This is a genomic window from Streptomyces sp. NPDC002734 (genome assembly GCF_040295685.1).
Lineage (GTDB): Bacteria > Actinomycetota > Actinomycetes > Streptomycetales > Streptomycetaceae > Streptomyces.
In genome coordinates, this window is the sequence record NZ_JBEOVU010000035.1 from 33,785 (window position 1) to 49,502 (window position 15,718).

Genomic DNA, 15,718 nt, shown 5'->3' on the forward strand with positions numbered 1-15,718 from the left:
CGTCCGAAGGGGCGGTGCGGGGCGACCCGCACCGCCCCTTCGCTTTTCCCTCCCGCGAGGTAATACCTTGTACTCGCGATCGGCCATTACCGCCGGGCGCGCGAGACCACAGAGCCCCGCGTAAGGACGACAAGTGGAACTGGCCTATTACTCGGATTACGCCGTCCGGCTGGTCAACAGCGAGGAGCCGGCCCGGGGCAAGGACGAGCTGACGTCGGTGGACGCCGTCCGGGACCTGTTCGGCGCCAACCGTTCCGCGGCCCGGCGGGCCACCGACGCCGACGTCACCCGGCTGAGGTCGGTGCGGGGCCGGCTGCGGTCGGTCTTCGAGGCGGCCGCCTCGGGCGACGAGACGCTCGCGGTCGACCTGCTGAACTCGCTGCTGCTGGAGTTCCCGGTGAGCCCGCAGATCTCCGGCCACGACCACCGCGACGAGGACGGCCGCCCGCTGTGGCACCTGCACCTGGCCGACCATCCGTCCAACGCGACGGCCGGCTACGCGGCCATCGCCGCCATGGGGCTGGCCTTCCACCTCACCGAGTACGGGGTGAACCGGCTGGGCCTGTGCGAGGCGGCGCCGTGCCGCAACGCCTTCCTGGACACCTCCACCAACCGCTCCCGCCGCTACTGCTCCGACCGCTGCGCCACCCGGGCCAACGTGGCGGCCTACCGGGCCCGCAAGCGCCTGGAGGCGGCCTCGCCGGGCCGGGCGCCGAGCACCGGCCGCACCGAGGAGAGCGCCCAGCCCAGCAGCGCGGGCACCGACCGCTGACCGGCCGGACGCGGACGCACCCGCAGCAGCACCCGGGCCAGCACGAGCTCGGACGGGACGACGCCGTAGTCGGTGCTGTCCCCGCCCGCGAAGGCGTTGTCCCCAAGCACCCACCAGCCGCCGTCGCGGCGCTCCGCGGCCCGCTTCACCACCAGCAGGTCCTGCTGGAACGGATGGCGCAGCACCACGACGTCCCCGGGCCGCACGCGCGCCCCGTAACGCACCACCAGACGGTCCCCGTGGCGCAGCGTCGGCACCATCGACGGCCCGGTGACCTCGGCCGTGCCGAAGGGCAGCAGGGGCCGCTCCTGCCCGCCCTCGCCCGGTGACTGCTCCGTCATGCCCGTTCCTCCTAGCTCGACTCCTCCGGAAGTCCCGGTCCCACCCCGTACTTTTGCCGTACGCCCCTGGGGGCACCCGCGATTTCCCGGGGCCTACGGAGTAATGTCCCACCTGAGAAGACGATCACGAGGAAGGATTGCTTCATGCTTTCCCGCCTGTTTGCCCGTAGCGTGAAGGTCAGCGCCCACTGCGACCTCCCCTGCGGTGTGTACGACCCGGCCCAGGCCCGTATCGAGGCCGAGTCGGTCAAGGCCACGCAGGAGAAGATGCAGGCCAACGACGACCCGCACTTCCAGACGCGCGCCACCATCATCAAGGAGCAGCGCGCCGAGATTGCCAAGCACCACGTCTCGGTGCTGTGGAGCGACTACTTCAAGGCTCCGCACTTCGAGAAGTACCCGCAGCTGCACCAGCTGGTCAACGACGCGCTGAAGGCCCTCTCGGCCGCCAAGGCGTCGACCGACCCGGCGACCGGTCAGAAGGCCCTGGACCTCATCGCCGAGATCGACAAGATTTTCTGGGAGACCAAGAAGGCCTGACCTTCGCGGCTCCACCGCAAGGGGCCCGGCTCGTCACGAGCCGGGCCCCTTCGCGTGCGTACCGCCGCGCCCGTTCCCCCGGGCCGCGGCGGGCGGGTCACAGCCCTTGCCACTCCGGCTTGTGGGACCAGGTGTGGCGGAAGTAGTCCGCCAGCCGCAGCTTCGCGGCGGCGGCCTCGTCGACGACGACGGTGGCGTGCGGGTGGAGCTGGAGCGCCGAGGCGGGGCAGACGGCCGCCAGCGGGCCCTCCACGGCGGCGGCCACGGCGTCCGCCTTGCCCGCGCCGGTCGCCAGCAGGACCAGGTGCCGGGCGTCCAGGATGGTGCCGATGCCCTGGGTGATGACGTGTCGCGGCACCTGGGCGACGTCGCCGTCGAAGAAGCGGGCGTTGTCGGCGCGGGTCCGCTCGGTGAGCGTCTTGAGGCGGGTCCGGGAGGCCAGGGAGCTGCACGGCTCGTTGAAGCCGATGTGGCCGTCGGTGCCGATGCCGAGGAGCTGGAGGTCCACTCCGCCGGCCTCGGCCAGCGCCCGCTCGTAGGCGGCGCAGGCGGCCGTCAGGTCGGCGGCGCCGCCGTCGGGGCCGAGGAAGGCGTCCTCCTTCAGGCCCAGCGGCTCCAGCACCTCGCGCGCCAGCACCGAGCGGTAGGACTCCGGGTGACCGGCCGGCAGACCCACGTACTCGTCGAGCTGCGCGATCCGGGCCCGGGAGACGTCCGCCCGGCCGGCCCGCACCAGCGCGGCCAGCGCCTCGTACACCGGGAGCGGTGTCGAGCCGGTGGCGACGCCCAGCACGGCGTCGGGCTTCACGCGCAGCAGGGACGCCATGGCGCCGGCGACGAGCTCGCCGCCCGCCCGCGCGTCGGGAACGATGACGACTTCCACGCCGAGGACCACCATCCTGGTATAGACCTATGGTTTAGACCAATCTAGCAAGAACGGCCGCCCTGGGGAACCGTCCGGGAGCGCTCCCGCATCCGGCCCGGGCGGGCTAGGCTTCACCGTGCGGGAGCCCACGCCTCTGCCCATGGACACGGCCCGGCGGCCGGTCCACAATCGGGTGAGAGGCAGGGACGCACAGACGCCGCCTTCCCCGCACAGGAAGGCGGACCGAGGAACCGGGCCTCTCTGCCCTGACTGCGCCCGGGTCCTCACCGGTCGGTTCCGGGCCGCACACCCGAGGCCGAACGCTGCTCCGGGCTGCGGTGCCGGGAGGGTTGAGGGTCCCTTCCAGCGCCGCGGCCCGTGGGTGCGGCGCCCGCGCGCGGCCCGGGTACGCTCGCAGTCGTGCCCTCCATGAACGAACTCGTACGCCAGCACACCGATCTCGACGACACCGATCTCGAGTGGCTCCACCTGCTGGTCTCCGAGTGGCAGCTGCTCTCCGACCTCTCCTTCGCCGACCTGGTCCTGTGGCTGCCCACCCGCGACGGCGCCAAGTACGTCTCGGTCGCGCAGATGCGCCCGAACACCGGGCCGACCTCGTACCACGACGACATGGTCGGCCACCTCGTCCCCCGCGGCCGCCGTCCGCTGCTGGACGCGGCCCTGGACGAGGGACGCATCGTGCGCGAGGGCGACCCGGAGTGGCGTGAGGAGGTCCCCGTCCGGGTGGAGTCGATCCCGGTGCGCCGCGACGGCCGGGTGCTGGGCGTCATCGCCCGCAACACCAACCTGCTGACCGTGCGCACGCCCAGCCGGCTGGAGCTCACCTACCTGCAGTCGGCCTCCGACCTGGCGCAGATGATCGCCGCCGGCGCGTTCCCCTTCCCCGACCAGCAGGTCGACATGGACGCGGCCCCGCGGGTCGGCGACGGGCTGATCCGGCTGGACGCCGAGGGCGTCGTCACCTACGCCTCGCCCAACGCCCTGTCCGCGTACCACCGGATGGGTCTGGCGGCCGACCTGGTCGGCTGCCACCTCGGCCGCACCACGGCCGAACTCGCGCCGTCCCGGGGCCCGGTGGACGAGGCGCTGGCGAAGGTGGCGAGCGGCTGGGCGCCCCGGGAGTTCGAGATCGAGGCCAGCGAGGGCGTCATCCAGTTCCGGGCCATCCCGCTCAAGCCCAAGGGCACCCGCATCGGCTCGCTGGTGCTGCTCCGGGACGTCACCGAACTGCGGCGGCGCGAGCGTGAGTTGATCACCAAGGACGCCACCATCCGGGAGATCCACCACCGGGTGAAGAACAACCTCCAGACGGTCGCCGCGCTGCTGCGGCTCCAGGCCCGCCGGATGGACTCCGACCAGGGTCGCGAGGCGCTCCAGGAGGCCGTGCGCCGGGTCGGCTCGATCGCCATCGTGCACGAGACGCTCTCCCAGACCCTGGACGAGCGGGTCGAGTTCGACGAGATCGCCGACCGGGTGCTCGCGATGGTCGCCGAGATCTCGCCGGGCAAGGTCACCGGCCGGCGCAGCGGGCGCTTCGGCATCCTGGACGCCGAGGTGGCCACCCCGCTGTCGATGGTCCTCACCGAGGTGCTGCAGAACGCCCTCGAGCACGGCTTCCGTCCCGGCGACACCGGCGCCGTCGAGGTGTCCGCGGTGCGCGGTGGAACGCCTCGCGACGAGCGGCTCCTGGTGACGGTGCTGGACGACGGAGTGGGCCTGCCGGAGGACTTCGACCCGCACAGCTCCGGCAACCTCGGTCTTCAGATCGTGCGGACGCTGGTCGAGGGCGAACTCGGCGGCGCCTTCGACATGGTCCGGGTCGGCCCCGAGGGCGGCACCCGGGTGCTGCTGGACATCCCGGTCCGCACCCCGAAGTGACGTGACGCACGCTCGCGCCCGCCCCGCGGGTCGCGAACGGGCGGGCACGAACGGGGCGGGACATGGCTCGAGCCCCGGACCGAGGACGGTCCGGGGCTCGAGATCAGATCCCGGTTACTGCGCGCTGCGGCTCGGGGGCGGGAGATGCGTACACGCTGTACGCGCCGCCAAGCTCAGGCTGTCGCGGGGTGGGTTGTCAGGCGGAGGCCTGACGGGCCCGGTTGCGGGCGGCGCGGCGCTTCATGGCGCGGCGCTCGTCCTCGCTGAGACCACCCCAGACGCCGGAGTCCTGACCGGACTCGAGCGCCCACTGCAGACACTGCTCCATCACCGGGCAGCGGCGGCAGACGGCCTTGGCTTCCTCGATCTGCAGCAGCGCAGGACCGGTGTTGCCGATGGGGAAGAAGAGCTCGGGGTCTTCTTCGCGGCAAACGGCGTGGTGACGCCAGTCCATGGCTGCTACCTCTCCTGTGTATTCGTGCAAGTGCTTGTGAATGTGAACGCTTTCACGAAACCCCCAACAAGTGAAGGGCCACAATCCGGTTTCCCGGGGAGGCCATCCTTGGCTTGGAGAGGGGTTCGGGGCTCTGGCGGGAGGCCGTCTGTCGGGCCGTCCCGAGCGCCACGTAGAGACTCGCAAACCTCAGCGGCGGATACAACCCCTTCCGGAAAGTTTTTTTTGATTCTTCGGTGTCTGCTAGGTCACAGCCGTACTTCCATGGGGTGGACCCTACTCAATACGTTCGAGTGAAAGGTTTAAGGCAGGATCCACTCACACAATCACACGCAGTGCACGGCGTACGCCTGTGAACTTCACGCCCGTCCGCAGCCCCAGGTGGTCACCGTCCACCTGGAAGGGCAACGGGACCTTGGAAACCAAGGTGAACGCACTGAGATCGTGGAGCGACATCGCGTGCTTTCCGCGCGGCCCCCGGTCCGGCGTCGACGCCACCAGCTGGCTGCCGTAGCGCATCGCCGAAACCGTCGACATGCTGGTCAGACCCAGGACGTCCAGCCCCTTGTCGAACGACGCTCCGGGCGAGGGGTACAGCGGCTTGTTGCCGAGGTACGACCACGGGGCGGTGTTCGAAATAAGGGTCACCACGAGTCCGTCCACCGGATCCTCGCCGTCCCGCTGGAGGGAGATCGTCCCGCGGGTGCGGTGCGGATCGCCCAGGAACTGGCGGAGCACCTGGCGTACGTACAGGGGGTGCGTGGACCGCCTGCCGCGCTCCCGCTGCTGCTCCACCCTCCCGACGACCCCCGCGTCGAAGCCGAGGCCGGCGCAGAAGGTGAACCAGCGCACCGGAGCGCCGTCGTCCCCGGTACCCGGGGCGGGCTCGGCCAAACCGAGACCCACGGTGCGTTCCCGTCCCTGGCGCAGGGCGTCCAGGAGGGCGCCGGTGGCCTCCACCGCGTTGTTGGGCAGACCGAGGGCGCGGGCGAAGACGTTGGTGGAGCCGCCGGGGACCACCGCGAGGCCGGGCAGGCGCTCCGGGTCGGGTCCGTCGTGCAGCAGTCCGTTGGCCACCTCGTTGACGGTGCCGTCGCCGCCGAGGGCGACCACCAGGTCGATGTCCTTGCTGCGGGCGGCGGCGCGGGCGAGGTCGTGGGCGTGGCCGCGGTACTCCGTGGTGACGGCCTCCAGCTTCACCTCGCTCGCCAGCGCGTGGATGAGGACGTCACGCGTCCGGGCGCTGGTGGTGGTTGCCGCCGGGTTGACCACGAGGAGTGCGCGCATGGTGTGCAGGTTACCTACTGATCGGTACCCGGCCCATACGGACGGTCCCGACGCACGGACTACCCTGGCCGTCGTGAGCGCTCAGCGGAAACCCACCCCTGCTTCCCCCTCCCCCGCCGGCCCGCCCGCCGACCCGGAGAAGTCCGAGGGCCCGCGGCCCGGACGGCTGACCGCCGCCGCGGCGATCTCCGGGCTGGAGGGACTCGCCCTGCTGGCCGGGGGCATCGCGATGATCGCCCTCGGGGCGGGCGACGGCGATGTCCGGTCCGGTGTCACCGGAGGGCTGACGCTGCTGGTGCTCGCCCTGCTGCCGCTCACCGCGGCGCGCGGCCTGCTGGCCCGGCGCAGCTGGAGCCGCGGGCCGGCGGTGATCACCCAGCTGCTGGCCCTCCCGGTGGCGTACAGCCTGCTCCAGGCGGACAGCGTGGCCATCTGGGCCGGGATCCTGCTCGGCGCCGCCGCCGTGGTGGGCCTGGTCCTGCTGGTCCACCCGGCGACGGCCCAGGCCCTCGGGGTGCGAGGGCCCGGCGGCGAGTAGGCGGGCGTCCCGCCACTCGGCCCACCGCTCTGCCCGCTCCCCGGCTCACGCCCAGCTAACTCCCGGCTCGCTCCCGGCTCACTCCTCGACGAGGAGCTTCTCCCGGAGCTGGGCGAGGGTGCGGGCCAGCAGTCGGGAGACGTGCATCTGGGAGATGCCGACCTCCTGCGCGATCTGCGACTGCGTCATGTTCCCGAAGAACCGCAGCAGCAGGATGCGCTTCTCGCGCGGCGGCAGATCCTCGAGCAGCGGCTTGAGCGACTCGCGGTACTCGACGCCCTCCAGCGCCTCGTCCTCCGCGCCCAGCGTGTCGGCGACGGCCGGCGACTCGTCGTCGGTGTCGGGCACGTCCAGCGAGAGGGTCGAGTAGGCGTTGGCCGACTCCAGCCCCTCCAGCACCTCCTCCTCGGAGATCCCCAGCCGCTCGGCGAGCTCGTGGACCGTCGGCGACCGGCCGTGCGTCTGGGAGAGCTCGGCGGTCGCCGTGGTCAGCGACAGCCGCAGCTCCTGGAGGCGCCGCGGTACCCGCACCGCCCAGCCCTTGTCGCGGAAGTGCCGCTTGATCTCGCCGACCACGGTGGGCGTGGCGTAGGTGGAGAACTCCACGCCCCGGTCGGGGTCGAAGCGGTCCACGGACTTGATCAGCCCGATGGTGGCGACCTGCGTCAGGTCGTCCAGGGGCTCGCCGCGGTTGCGGAACCGGCGGGCCAGGTGCTCGACCAGCGGCAGGTGCATGCGCACCAGGCGGTCCCGCAGCTCCCCGTACTCGGGCGTGCCGGGCTCCAGCGAGCGCAGCCGGACGAACAGCGCCCGCGCGGCGCTGCGGTCCTGCGCCACCCGCTCCTCACGGGTCTGCCGGCGGCCCGGGTCACGGGCCGCCTCGACGGCCTCGTGGTACGACTGCCCGGCGGGCCGCTGGTGGTCCGACGCCGCCTCGTGGCCGCCCTCCGCCCCGGCGGGCGCGGCGGAGACCGCCGCGTCCGCGGCCGGCTCGTGGCCGCGCTCGGCCCGGGGCGCGGTGCCCGCACCCTGTCCGGCATCCCGGTCCTGCTCGCTCATCGCCCTGCCCGTAGCCCTTCCCCGAGCCCCCCGACGCCCGGTCTCCCCCGTCGTGCGAGGCCTGCCGGGCACGCCGCTCGGCTCGGTCGCCTCGTCCGGATGCGGCCGGGCCTGCCCGGGAATCCCGTCGGCTCCGTCCGCCCGCCCGTCCGCTCCGGCCGCGGCCCCGAGGGCGCCGCGTTCGTCGTCCCGCACCGGCCCCTCCCCGTTCCTCACGTCGTCCCGGGCCCCGCGCCGCGCTGTTTGTAGAGGCTGATCGACACGGTGCGGTCCTCGTCCACGGCGGACGAGACCTTGCCCGCCAGGGCCGACAGGACCGTCCACGCGAAGGTGTCGCGCGACGGGGCGTTCCCGTCCGTGGTCGGCGCCGAGACCGTGACCTCTAGCGAATCGTCGACCAGCCGGAACACACAGCTGAGGACCGAACCCGGCACGGCCTGCTGGAGCAGGATCGCGCAGGCCTCGTCCACCGCGATGCGCAGGTCCTCGATCTCGTCGAGGGTGAAGTCCAAGCGGGCGGCGAGACCGGCCGTGGCCGTCCGCAGCACCGACAGGTAGGCACCCGCGGCCGGCAGCCGGACTTCCACGAAGTCCTGGGTCGCGGGCTCGCCTGCGATCTGGGACACCCTCACCTCCAAGGTGGTACAAGCGTTTTCAGGTCCCCGGGAGTCGCCCCTCCGGGGTAACGCGATACATGGTTCAGCGGTGACGCTACCGCGCGCGGGACATTCCTGTCCCCGGGACCCCGTCGCTTGAACTCACTCCCAGTGAACACCTGTTCACGGAGCGTGTCCAGAGGGTGCGTCGTCGCACGTCGTCACTCTGTGCCGGGTTGACGTACCCATCCGTCACACCCGTCAACCGCGTCACGCGCAAGGGGTGCCGGATCCGTACGCCAGGCCCGCCGGGAACCGGACGGGACGGCAGCGCGACGCCCCGCCCGGCGAACTGCCGGGCGGGGCGTGGCGGGACGGGGCGGGACGGGCTGGTGTCGACCGGAGGGGCGTGCGGGCGGTCGACGGGATCAGCGACGGCCGCGGCGGCGGTGGTGGACGGCTCGTTCGTGGGGCACCTCGGCGGCGGGGGCCCGCAGGTGCTCCTCGTCGGGCGCGTGCCCCTTGGCGGGGCATCCCTGGGACTCGCAGCGGCCGGGACGCCACACGGGCACGAAGGTGCCCATCATCTTGTGACGCCGGACCACCATCGGTACGGGTCGCCCGCACGAGGGACAGACATATCGGTCACTGTCCATACCGCCAGGGTAGATCTCCCGGCGGAGCCCCGCACGCGGCCGGCCCCGCGCCCCTCGCCGCCCACCCCGAGGGCGCGGGACGCCGGGGCCGGACCGCGTCGGTCGACCGGTGCGGCGGTCGACCGGTGCGGCGGTCAACCGGTGCGGCGGTCAACCGGTGGCGCGGTCCACCGGTGCGGCGGTCAACTGGTGCGGCGGGTGACGAACTCGGCGAGGGCGAGCAGGCCTCCGGCCGCCTCCGGGTCGGGCACGGCGCGGGACAGCTCGTGCATCGCCCGCGCCATCCGGTCGGCCGCCTCGACGTGCGCCCAGTCCCGGCCACCGGCCTCCTCGACCGCCCGCAGCACCGCCTCCAGGTCGTCGCCGGGCCCGGGCGGGGCCGCGTAGAGCTGGGCCAGCCGGTCCCCGGCCGCGGTGCCGGAGGCGAGCGCGGCGGCCACCGGCAGCGACTTCTTGCGCGCCGTCAGGTCGGCTCCGGCCGGCTTGCCGGTGCGTTCGGGGTCGCCCCACAGGCCGATGAGGTCGTCGATCAGCTGGAACGCCAGGCCGGCCTGGCGGCCGAAGGCGTCCAGCGCCCGGACCTGTTCCTCGTCCGCCCCGGCGTACAGGCCGCCGACGGCGCAGGCGCAGCCGAGCAGCGCGCCCGTCTTGGCCTCCGCCATGACCAGCACCTCCTCGACGGTGACCTCGCGCGGGTCGCGCCGCTCCAGGGCGGTGTCCGTCTGCTGGCCCTCGCACAGCTCGATCACGCAGTCGGCGAGCCTGGCCGCCGCCGCGGGCGCCGCGGGGTGCGGGTCCTCGGCCAGCAGCCGGGAGGCCAGGGCCTGGAGGGCGTCCCCGGTCAGGACGGCCGCGCTCTCACCGAACACCGTCCAGGCCGTGGCGCGGTGGCGGCGGGTGGTGTCGCCGTCCATCACGTCGTCGTGCAGCAGCGTGAAGTTGTGGGTCAGCTCCACCGCGACGGCCGCGGTGACCGCGGCCCGGGCCGCCTCCTCGCCGGCCGGTCCGCGGCCTCCGCCCAGCGCGGAGGCCGCGGTCAGCACCAGCGCGGGGCGAATCGCCTTGCCGGTGGGGGCAGCCGTCGGGGCGCCGTCGGCGTCCTCCTGGCCGAAGTGGTAGCGGGCGATGCGGCGGATCTGGCCGGGCAGGCCGTCCACCGCGCGCAGCAGCGCCGGCTCCACGACCGCCTTGACCCGCTCCAGCAGGGCCGCTGCCTCCGGTTCGTCCCCGCCCGGGCGGTCACGGGCCCGCCCCTCCTCCGCGGCCCGCCCCACCTCCGCGGCCCGTCCGCCGTCCGCGGCCGGCTCGTCCTCCGTGGCCCGGCGCGCCCGCGGCACGGTGAAACCGTCCCGCGCCCCCCGCGCTCCGTCCTGTCCGTCCCGTGCCTGTGTCGTCACGTGGCTCATGGCCCCCCTCGGGGAACTCCCTTCACTTCCGTCACAGTGGTCTCCCCCGCAATGTCCCCACCCTGCCGGGCGGGGACACCGCCCGGCAGGGGTCAGCTCACCTCCATCGCCCGATCTCCACGTTCTCCAGCACTCCGAGCGCGTCCGGGACCAGGACGGCCGCCGAGTAGTAGGTCGTCACCAGGTAGTTGATGACCGCCTGCTCGTTGATGCCCATGAACCGCACCGACAGGCCGGGCTCGATCTCGTCGGGGATCCCCGTCTGGTGCAGGCCGACGACGCCCTGGTCGTCCTCGCCGGTACGCATCGCGATGATCGAGGTGGTGCGCGCGTCGGTCACCGGGATCTTGTTGCACGGGTAGATCGGCACGCCCCGCCAGGTCGGCACCCGCTGACCGCCGACGTCGACCGACTCCGGCACCAGGCCGCGCTTGTTGAGCTCGCGGCCGAAGGCGGCGATGGCGCGCGGGTGGGCGAGGAACAGCTTGGTGCCGCGGCGCCGGCTGAGCAGCTCGTCCATGTCGTCGGGGCCGGGGACGCCGTCGTGCGGCTGGAGCCGCTGGTCGTACTCGCAGTTGTGGAGCAGGCCGAACTCGCGGTTGTTGACCAGCTCGTGCTCCTGGCGCTCGCGGAGCGCCTCCACCGTCAGCCGGAGCTGGTGCTCGGTCTGGTTCATCGGCTGGTTGTACAGGTCGGCGATCCGGCTGTGGATGCTCAGCACCGTCTGCGCCACGCTGAGTTCGTACTCGCGGGGCCGCGCCTCGTAGTCGACGAAGGTGCGCGGGATGTCCACCTCGCCGGAGTGGCCGGCGGACAGGTCGATGGCCCGCTCGCCGTACTTGTTGGTCCGCTGGGCGGGGATGGCGCGCTGTCGCTGCAGGTGGTCGCGCAGCGGCTCGGAGCGCTCGGCGACCTGCTCCAGGTCGCGGCGGGGCAGCGTCAGCACCGTGCAGCCGGTGACGGCCCGCAGGGTGTAGTCCCAGATGGACTCCGGGTCAAGGATCGACTGGTCGCCGAAGTAGGCGCCGTCGGCCAGGACGCCGAGCACCGCGTCCTCGTCGTATGGGCCGGAGCCGACCTTCTCGACCTTGCCGTGGGCGAGCAGGTGCACCTCGTCCACCTGGCTGCCGAACGAGGCGATGATCTGGCCGGGCGCGAACTCCCGCTGCCGGCAGCGCCGGGCGATCTCCTCGAGCACCTCCAGATCCTCGAAGTCGCGCAGCGCGGGCAGTTCACCGAGCTCCGCCGGGATCACCTCGACCTGGTCACCCGTCTTGACGAAGGTGATCCTGCCGTCCCCCACGGTGTAGGTGAGCCTGCGGTTCACCCGGTAGGTGCCGCCCTGCACGTTCACCCAGGGCAGGGTGCGCAGCAACCAGCGCGAGCTGATCTCCTGCATCTGCGGAGCGGACTTGGTGGTGGTGGCCAGGTTCCGCGCGGCCGCCGTGCCGAGACTCTGCTGCGGCCGGTCCTGCTCGGTGCGGACCTCTTCGCCTACCGACATAGAGAAATGCCCTCCCGGTTGTGCCCCGCGCCGATGGAACGCGCCGGGGCCTGTTGACGAGCTCCACTCTCGGCGACGCAGCGTGTCCGCACCATTACCCGAAAGAGCGGGACTGATCGCGTACTTGACGGGGCAGGTCTCGTCCTTCGGGTCCGGATGCGCCCCGAACACGCCCGCACGCTCCGGAAACCACCTCGGGCGTGGATTCCGTTCGGCCCGACGGCGGTAATAACTCTTCGCAAGCACACGGTCACCGAGCGCGAAGGAGGGCGGTCGTGGCCAAGCCCATGGCGGCGAGGACGTTCCTGAAACTGCTGGAGGACGAGGGCCTGACGGTGGAGGAGGTGGGCGACTGGCGGGATCACCATCGCAACGCGGCCGGCCCCTGGGGGCCGGTCCACGGAGTGATGATCCACCACACGGCCACCGAGGGTGCGCGGCGGACCGTGGAGATCTGCCGCGAGGGCAGGCCGGACCTGCCGGGTCCGCTGTGCCACGGCGTGATCACCAAGGACGGCACGGTCCACCTGGTCGGCTACGGTCGCGCCAACCACGCGGGCCTGGGCGACGACGAGGTGCTGCGCGCGGTGATCGCGGAGCGGGCGCTGCCGCCCGAGAACGAGGCGCAGGCCGACGGCAACCGGCACTTCTACGGCTTCGAGTGCGAGAACCGCGGCGACGGGGACGACGACTGGCCCGAGGAGCAGCTGGACGCGATCGCCCGGGCGGCCGCCGCGCTCTGCCGGCACCACGGGTGGTCGGCGCGGTCGGTGATCGGGCACCTGGAGTGGCAGCCGGGCAAGACCGACCCGCGGGGCTTCACCATGAAGTCGCTCCGCGAGCGGGTGGCGGAACGCCTCAAGTGAGCTGGTGGACAGGGCGCCCCCGGTGACCTCGTGCGGGCCGTGTCGGGGGCCCGGGGGACAATGGGCGGGTGAGTGAGGTCCAGGTGCCGGGGCGGGTGCCGTCGCCGCTGGTGGAGGTCGCGGACGGGCGGTTCGCCCGTCACGGGGTGCGGCTGCTGCTGAAGCGGGACGACCTGATCCACCCCGCCCTGGTCGGCAACAAGTGGCGCAAGCTGGCGCCCAGCCTGCGGGCCGCCGCGGGCAGGCCGCTGGTGACGTTCGGCGGGGCCTGGTCCAACCATCTGCGGGCCACGGCGGCCGCCGGGCGGCTGCTCGGGTCCAGGACGGTGGGGATCGTCCGCGGGGACGAGCTGGCGGGCCGGGAGCTGAACGCCTCGCTGGCGCGGTGCGTCGCGGACGGGATGCGGCTGTGCTTCGTCGACCGGGCGTCCTACCGGCGCAAGGCGGAGCCGGCGGTGCTGGAGCGGCTGCTGCGGGAGGCGGGCGCGCCGCCGGACGCCTTCGTGGTGCCGGAGGGCGGGAGCAACGCGCTCGCGGTGCGCGGGTGCGTGGCCCTGGGCGAGGAGCTGCGGGGCCGGGCGGACGTCGCCGCGGTGGCCTGCGGCACGGGCGGCACGCTGGCGGGTCTGGCGGCCGGGCTGGGCCCCGGGCAGCGGGCGGTGGGCGTGGCGGTGCTGAAGGGCGGTCTCCTCGCGGAGGAGGTGCGGCGGCTCCAGGAGGAGGCCTTCGGCGGGCCGCGGGGCCGGTGGGAGATGGAGAACCGTTTCCACGGCGGCGGCTTCGCCCGCGTCCCGGCCGGACTGGAGGCCTTCGCGCGGGACTTCGAGGACCGTCACGGTCTCGCGGTGGAGCGGCTGTACGTCGCCAAGCTGCTGTCCGCGCTGACCGCCCTGGCCGAGGAGGGCGCCTTCCCGCCGGGGACCCGGCTCGCCGCGGTGATCACCGGGCGCCCGTTCCCGGAGGAGTGACGGGCGCCGCGCCCGAAGCCCTGTTCCTCAGGTGCCCTGTTCCTCGCGGAACGCGGCGGCCTCCTCCAGGTCCAGCCGCAGCAGCAGCGTGCGCAGCATCTCGTCGTCGATGTACCGGGCGTCGCGCAGCCGCACGAAGACGTCCCGCTCGGACGCGATGACCTCCCGGGCGAGCCGGCGGTAGGTGTCGTCGGTGTTCTCCCCGGTCACCGGGTTGGGCGAGCCGAGCCGCTCCCACACGGAGTTCCTGCGGCGCTCCATGACCCTGCGGAGCCGTTCCGCGAGCGGCGGCGGCAGGGCGTTGCGCTCGTCGGCCATCAGCTCGTCCAGCCGCTCCTCCGCGGCGCGGGAGGCCTGCGCCTGGGCGTTGGCCTCGACGAGGGTCTCCGCCTGGACGTCGCGCCCCGGCAGCCGGAACGCCCGGATCAGTGACGGCAGCGTCAGTCCCTGCACGACCAGGGTGCCGATGACGGTGGTGAAGGTGAGGAAGAGGATCAGGTTGCGGCCGGGGAACTCCTGGCCGCCGTGCACGGTGGCCGGGATGGAGAACGCGATGGCCAGCGAGACCACGCCGCGCATGCCGGCCCAGGAGATGACGAAGGCGCCCTTCCAGGTCGGGTTCTCCTCCCGTTCGCGGATCCTGCTCGAGAGCAGCCGCGGCACGAAGGCGGCCGGGTAGACCCAGACGAAGCGGATCACCACCACCGTCACGAACAGCGCCAGCGCGTACCAGGCGAGCTGACCGGCGGCGTACTCGTCGCCCAGGTCCCGCACCACCACCGGCAGCTGCAGGCCGATCAGCGCGAAGACCGCCGACTCCAGCACGAAGGCGACCATCCGCCACACCGCGCCCTCCTGGAGCCGGGTGGCGAAGTCCACCTGCCAGGAGCGGTGACCGAGGTAGAGGGCGACCACCACCACGGCCAGCACGCCGGAGGCGTGGACCTGCTCGGCCAGCGCGTAGGCGAAGAAGGGGATCACCAGGGAGAGCGTGTTCTGGAGCAGCGGGTCGTTCATCCGGGTGCGCAGCCAGTGCAGCGGCACCATCAGCGCGAGGCCGACGCCGACGCCGCCGACGGAGGCGACCAGGAACTCCAGGCCGCCGCCGAGCCAGCCGATGCTCTCGCCGACGGCGGCGGCCAGCGCCACCTTGTAGGCGGTGATCGCGGTGGCGTCGTTCACCAGGGACTCGCCCTGGAGGATGGTGGTGACGCGGGCGGGCAGGTGCAGCCGGCGGGCGATGGCGGTGGCGGCGACGGCGTCCGGCGGGGCGATCACCGCGGCCAGCACCAGCGCGCCGGCGGCGGACAGGCCGGGCACGAAGGTGTGCACGATCAGGCCCACCAGGAGCGTCGCGAAGAGCACGTAGCCCACCGAGAGCAGCGCCACCGGCCGCTTCTGGGCCCGCAGGTCGAGGTAGGAGCTGTCGGTGGCCGCCGTGTACAGCAGCGGGGGCAGCACCAGCGGCAGGACGATCTCCGGGTTCAGTTCGTACTCGGGCATCCCCGGCAGGTACGACACCAGCAGGCCGGTGGTGACCAGCAGCAGCGGCGCGGGCACGGGGGTCCGCCGCGCGAGCCCGGCCACGGCGGTGCTCCCTGCGATCAGCAGGAGCAGGGGCATCACATGCATCAGGTCCCGACCTCGCTCTGTCCAGGTGCTCGGACCGCACCAGACGTAACCTGAGACCCATGAAACACTGCGCGCACGTCGACTCGCTGCCGCGGCCGGAACCGGCGCCGCGGTCGGACACCTGCGAGGGGTGTGTGGCGGCCGGCACGCATCCGGTGCAGCTGCGGCTGTGCCTGGAGTGCGGGAACGTGGCCTGCTGCGACTCCTCTCCGCTGAAGCACGCGTCGGCGCACTTCGAGGAGACCGGGCATCCAGTCATGCGGACGTTCGAGCCGGGTGAGTCCTGGCGCTGGTGCTTCCTCGACCACGTCCTCGCCTGACCCTCCCCCACCCCG

General features: G+C 72.9%; 17 protein-coding genes. 7 read left to right on the forward strand and 10 right to left on the reverse strand.

The window, feature by feature from the left end; translation table 11 throughout:
• Positions 1–133 precede the first annotated feature (133 nt).
• Entirely contained in the window at positions 134–772 is a 639-nt protein-coding gene (locus ABT026_RS26255) for a CGNR zinc finger domain-containing protein (protein ID WP_351117614.1), read from the forward strand.
• Here the strand turns inward: ABT026_RS26255 and sodX are convergent.
• Positions 667–1,113: a nickel-type superoxide dismutase maturation protease gene (gene sodX / locus ABT026_RS26260; RefSeq protein WP_351117615.1), complete on the reverse strand. Its 447-nt coding sequence runs from the start codon at positions 1,111–1,113 to the stop codon at positions 667–669. The genes ABT026_RS26255 and sodX overlap by 106 nt on opposite strands.
• Positions 1,114–1,257: 144 nt before the next feature.
• Here sodX and sodN point away from each other — a divergent pair, with 144 nt between their 5' ends.
• Positions 1,258–1,653 (forward strand): superoxide dismutase, Ni, encoded by a 396-nt coding sequence (sodN, locus tag ABT026_RS26265; protein WP_108954432.1) that lies wholly within the window; start codon positions 1,258–1,260, stop codon positions 1,651–1,653.
• A gap of 97 nt (positions 1,654–1,750) precedes the next feature.
• On the opposite strand, the gene nagB is transcribed toward sodN, so the two are convergent.
• The gene (gene nagB / locus ABT026_RS26270; protein WP_351117616.1) at positions 1,751–2,536 is read right to left on the reverse strand and encodes a glucosamine-6-phosphate deaminase; all 786 of its coding nucleotides are present in this window, start codon (positions 2,534–2,536) and stop codon (positions 1,751–1,753) included.
• A 402-nt stretch (positions 2,537–2,938) separates the two neighbouring features.
• On the opposite strand from nagB, the gene ABT026_RS26275 reads away from it, so the two are divergent.
• Positions 2,939–4,417, forward strand: a complete 1,479-nt coding sequence (locus ABT026_RS26275) for a sensor histidine kinase (protein WP_351117617.1) — start codon at positions 2,939–2,941, stop codon at positions 4,415–4,417.
• A gap of 196 nt (positions 4,418–4,613) precedes the next feature.
• Here the strand turns inward: ABT026_RS26275 and ABT026_RS26280 are convergent, their stop codons facing one another.
• Both ABT026_RS26280 and ABT026_RS26285 read right to left on the reverse strand, forming a co-directional pair.
• On the reverse strand, positions 4,614–4,871 hold the full coding sequence (locus tag ABT026_RS26280) for a WhiB family transcriptional regulator (RefSeq protein WP_351117618.1): 258 nt from the start codon (positions 4,869–4,871) through the stop codon (positions 4,614–4,616).
• A gap of 318 nt (positions 4,872–5,189) precedes the next feature.
• A complete protein-coding gene (locus tag ABT026_RS26285) occupies positions 5,190–6,158 on the reverse strand; it encodes a diacylglycerol/lipid kinase family protein (protein ID WP_351117619.1) in 969 nt (322 codons plus the stop codon).
• 73 nt (positions 6,159–6,231) lie between these two features.
• Between ABT026_RS26285 and ABT026_RS26290 the strand changes: the two genes are divergently transcribed.
• Positions 6,232–6,696, forward strand: coding sequence for a hypothetical protein (locus ABT026_RS26290; protein ID WP_351117620.1), 465 nt, complete (start codon positions 6,232–6,234; stop codon positions 6,694–6,696).
• A gap of 78 nt (positions 6,697–6,774) precedes the next feature.
• Here the strand turns inward: ABT026_RS26290 and ABT026_RS26295 are convergent, their stop codons facing one another.
• The 5 genes from ABT026_RS26295 to ABT026_RS26315 form a co-directional block, all read right to left on the reverse strand.
• On the reverse strand, positions 6,775–7,971 hold the full coding sequence (locus ABT026_RS26295; protein WP_351117621.1) for an RNA polymerase sigma factor SigF: 1,197 nt from the start codon (positions 7,969–7,971) through the stop codon (positions 6,775–6,777).
• A complete protein-coding gene (locus tag ABT026_RS26300) occupies positions 7,968–8,381 on the reverse strand; it encodes an ATP-binding protein (protein ID WP_108954438.1) in 414 nt (137 codons plus the stop codon). The genes ABT026_RS26295 and ABT026_RS26300 overlap by 4 nt, the downstream gene beginning before the upstream one ends.
• Before the next feature lie 398 nt (positions 8,382–8,779).
• The gene (locus ABT026_RS26305) at positions 8,780–9,007 is read right to left on the reverse strand and encodes a hypothetical protein (protein ID WP_351117622.1); all 228 of its coding nucleotides are present in this window, start codon (positions 9,005–9,007) and stop codon (positions 8,780–8,782) included.
• Positions 9,008–9,189: 182 nt separating this feature from the next.
• On the reverse strand, positions 9,190–10,413 hold the full coding sequence (locus ABT026_RS26310; RefSeq protein ID WP_351117623.1) for a family 2 encapsulin nanocompartment cargo protein polyprenyl transferase: 1,224 nt from the start codon (positions 10,411–10,413) through the stop codon (positions 9,190–9,192).
• Positions 10,414–10,510: 97 nt separating this feature from the next.
• On the reverse strand, positions 10,511–11,917 hold the full coding sequence (locus tag ABT026_RS26315) for a family 2B encapsulin nanocompartment shell protein (RefSeq protein WP_351117624.1): 1,407 nt from the start codon (positions 11,915–11,917) through the stop codon (positions 10,511–10,513).
• 275 nt (positions 11,918–12,192) lie between these two features.
• Here ABT026_RS26315 and ABT026_RS26320 point away from each other — a divergent pair, with 275 nt between their 5' ends.
• Positions 12,193–12,783: an N-acetylmuramoyl-L-alanine amidase gene (locus tag ABT026_RS26320; RefSeq protein WP_351117625.1), complete on the forward strand. Its 591-nt coding sequence runs from the start codon at positions 12,193–12,195 to the stop codon at positions 12,781–12,783.
• Between the two features lie 68 nt (positions 12,784–12,851).
• A complete protein-coding gene (locus ABT026_RS26325) occupies positions 12,852–13,751 on the forward strand; it encodes a 1-aminocyclopropane-1-carboxylate deaminase/D-cysteine desulfhydrase (protein WP_351117626.1) in 900 nt (299 codons plus the stop codon).
• A 27-nt stretch (positions 13,752–13,778) separates the two neighbouring features.
• Here the strand turns inward: ABT026_RS26325 and ABT026_RS26330 are convergent, their stop codons facing one another.
• The gene (locus ABT026_RS26330) at positions 13,779–15,383 is read right to left on the reverse strand and encodes a Na+/H+ antiporter (RefSeq protein WP_351117627.1); all 1,605 of its coding nucleotides are present in this window, start codon (positions 15,381–15,383) and stop codon (positions 13,779–13,781) included.
• A gap of 59 nt (positions 15,384–15,442) precedes the next feature.
• On the opposite strand from ABT026_RS26330, the gene ABT026_RS26335 reads away from it, so the two are divergent.
• Positions 15,443–15,703 carry a UBP-type zinc finger domain-containing protein gene (locus ABT026_RS26335; RefSeq protein WP_351117628.1) on the forward strand — a complete coding sequence of 87 codons (261 nt, stop codon included), beginning with the start codon at positions 15,443–15,445 and terminating at the stop codon, positions 15,701–15,703.
• Positions 15,704–15,718: the final 15 nt, after the last annotated feature.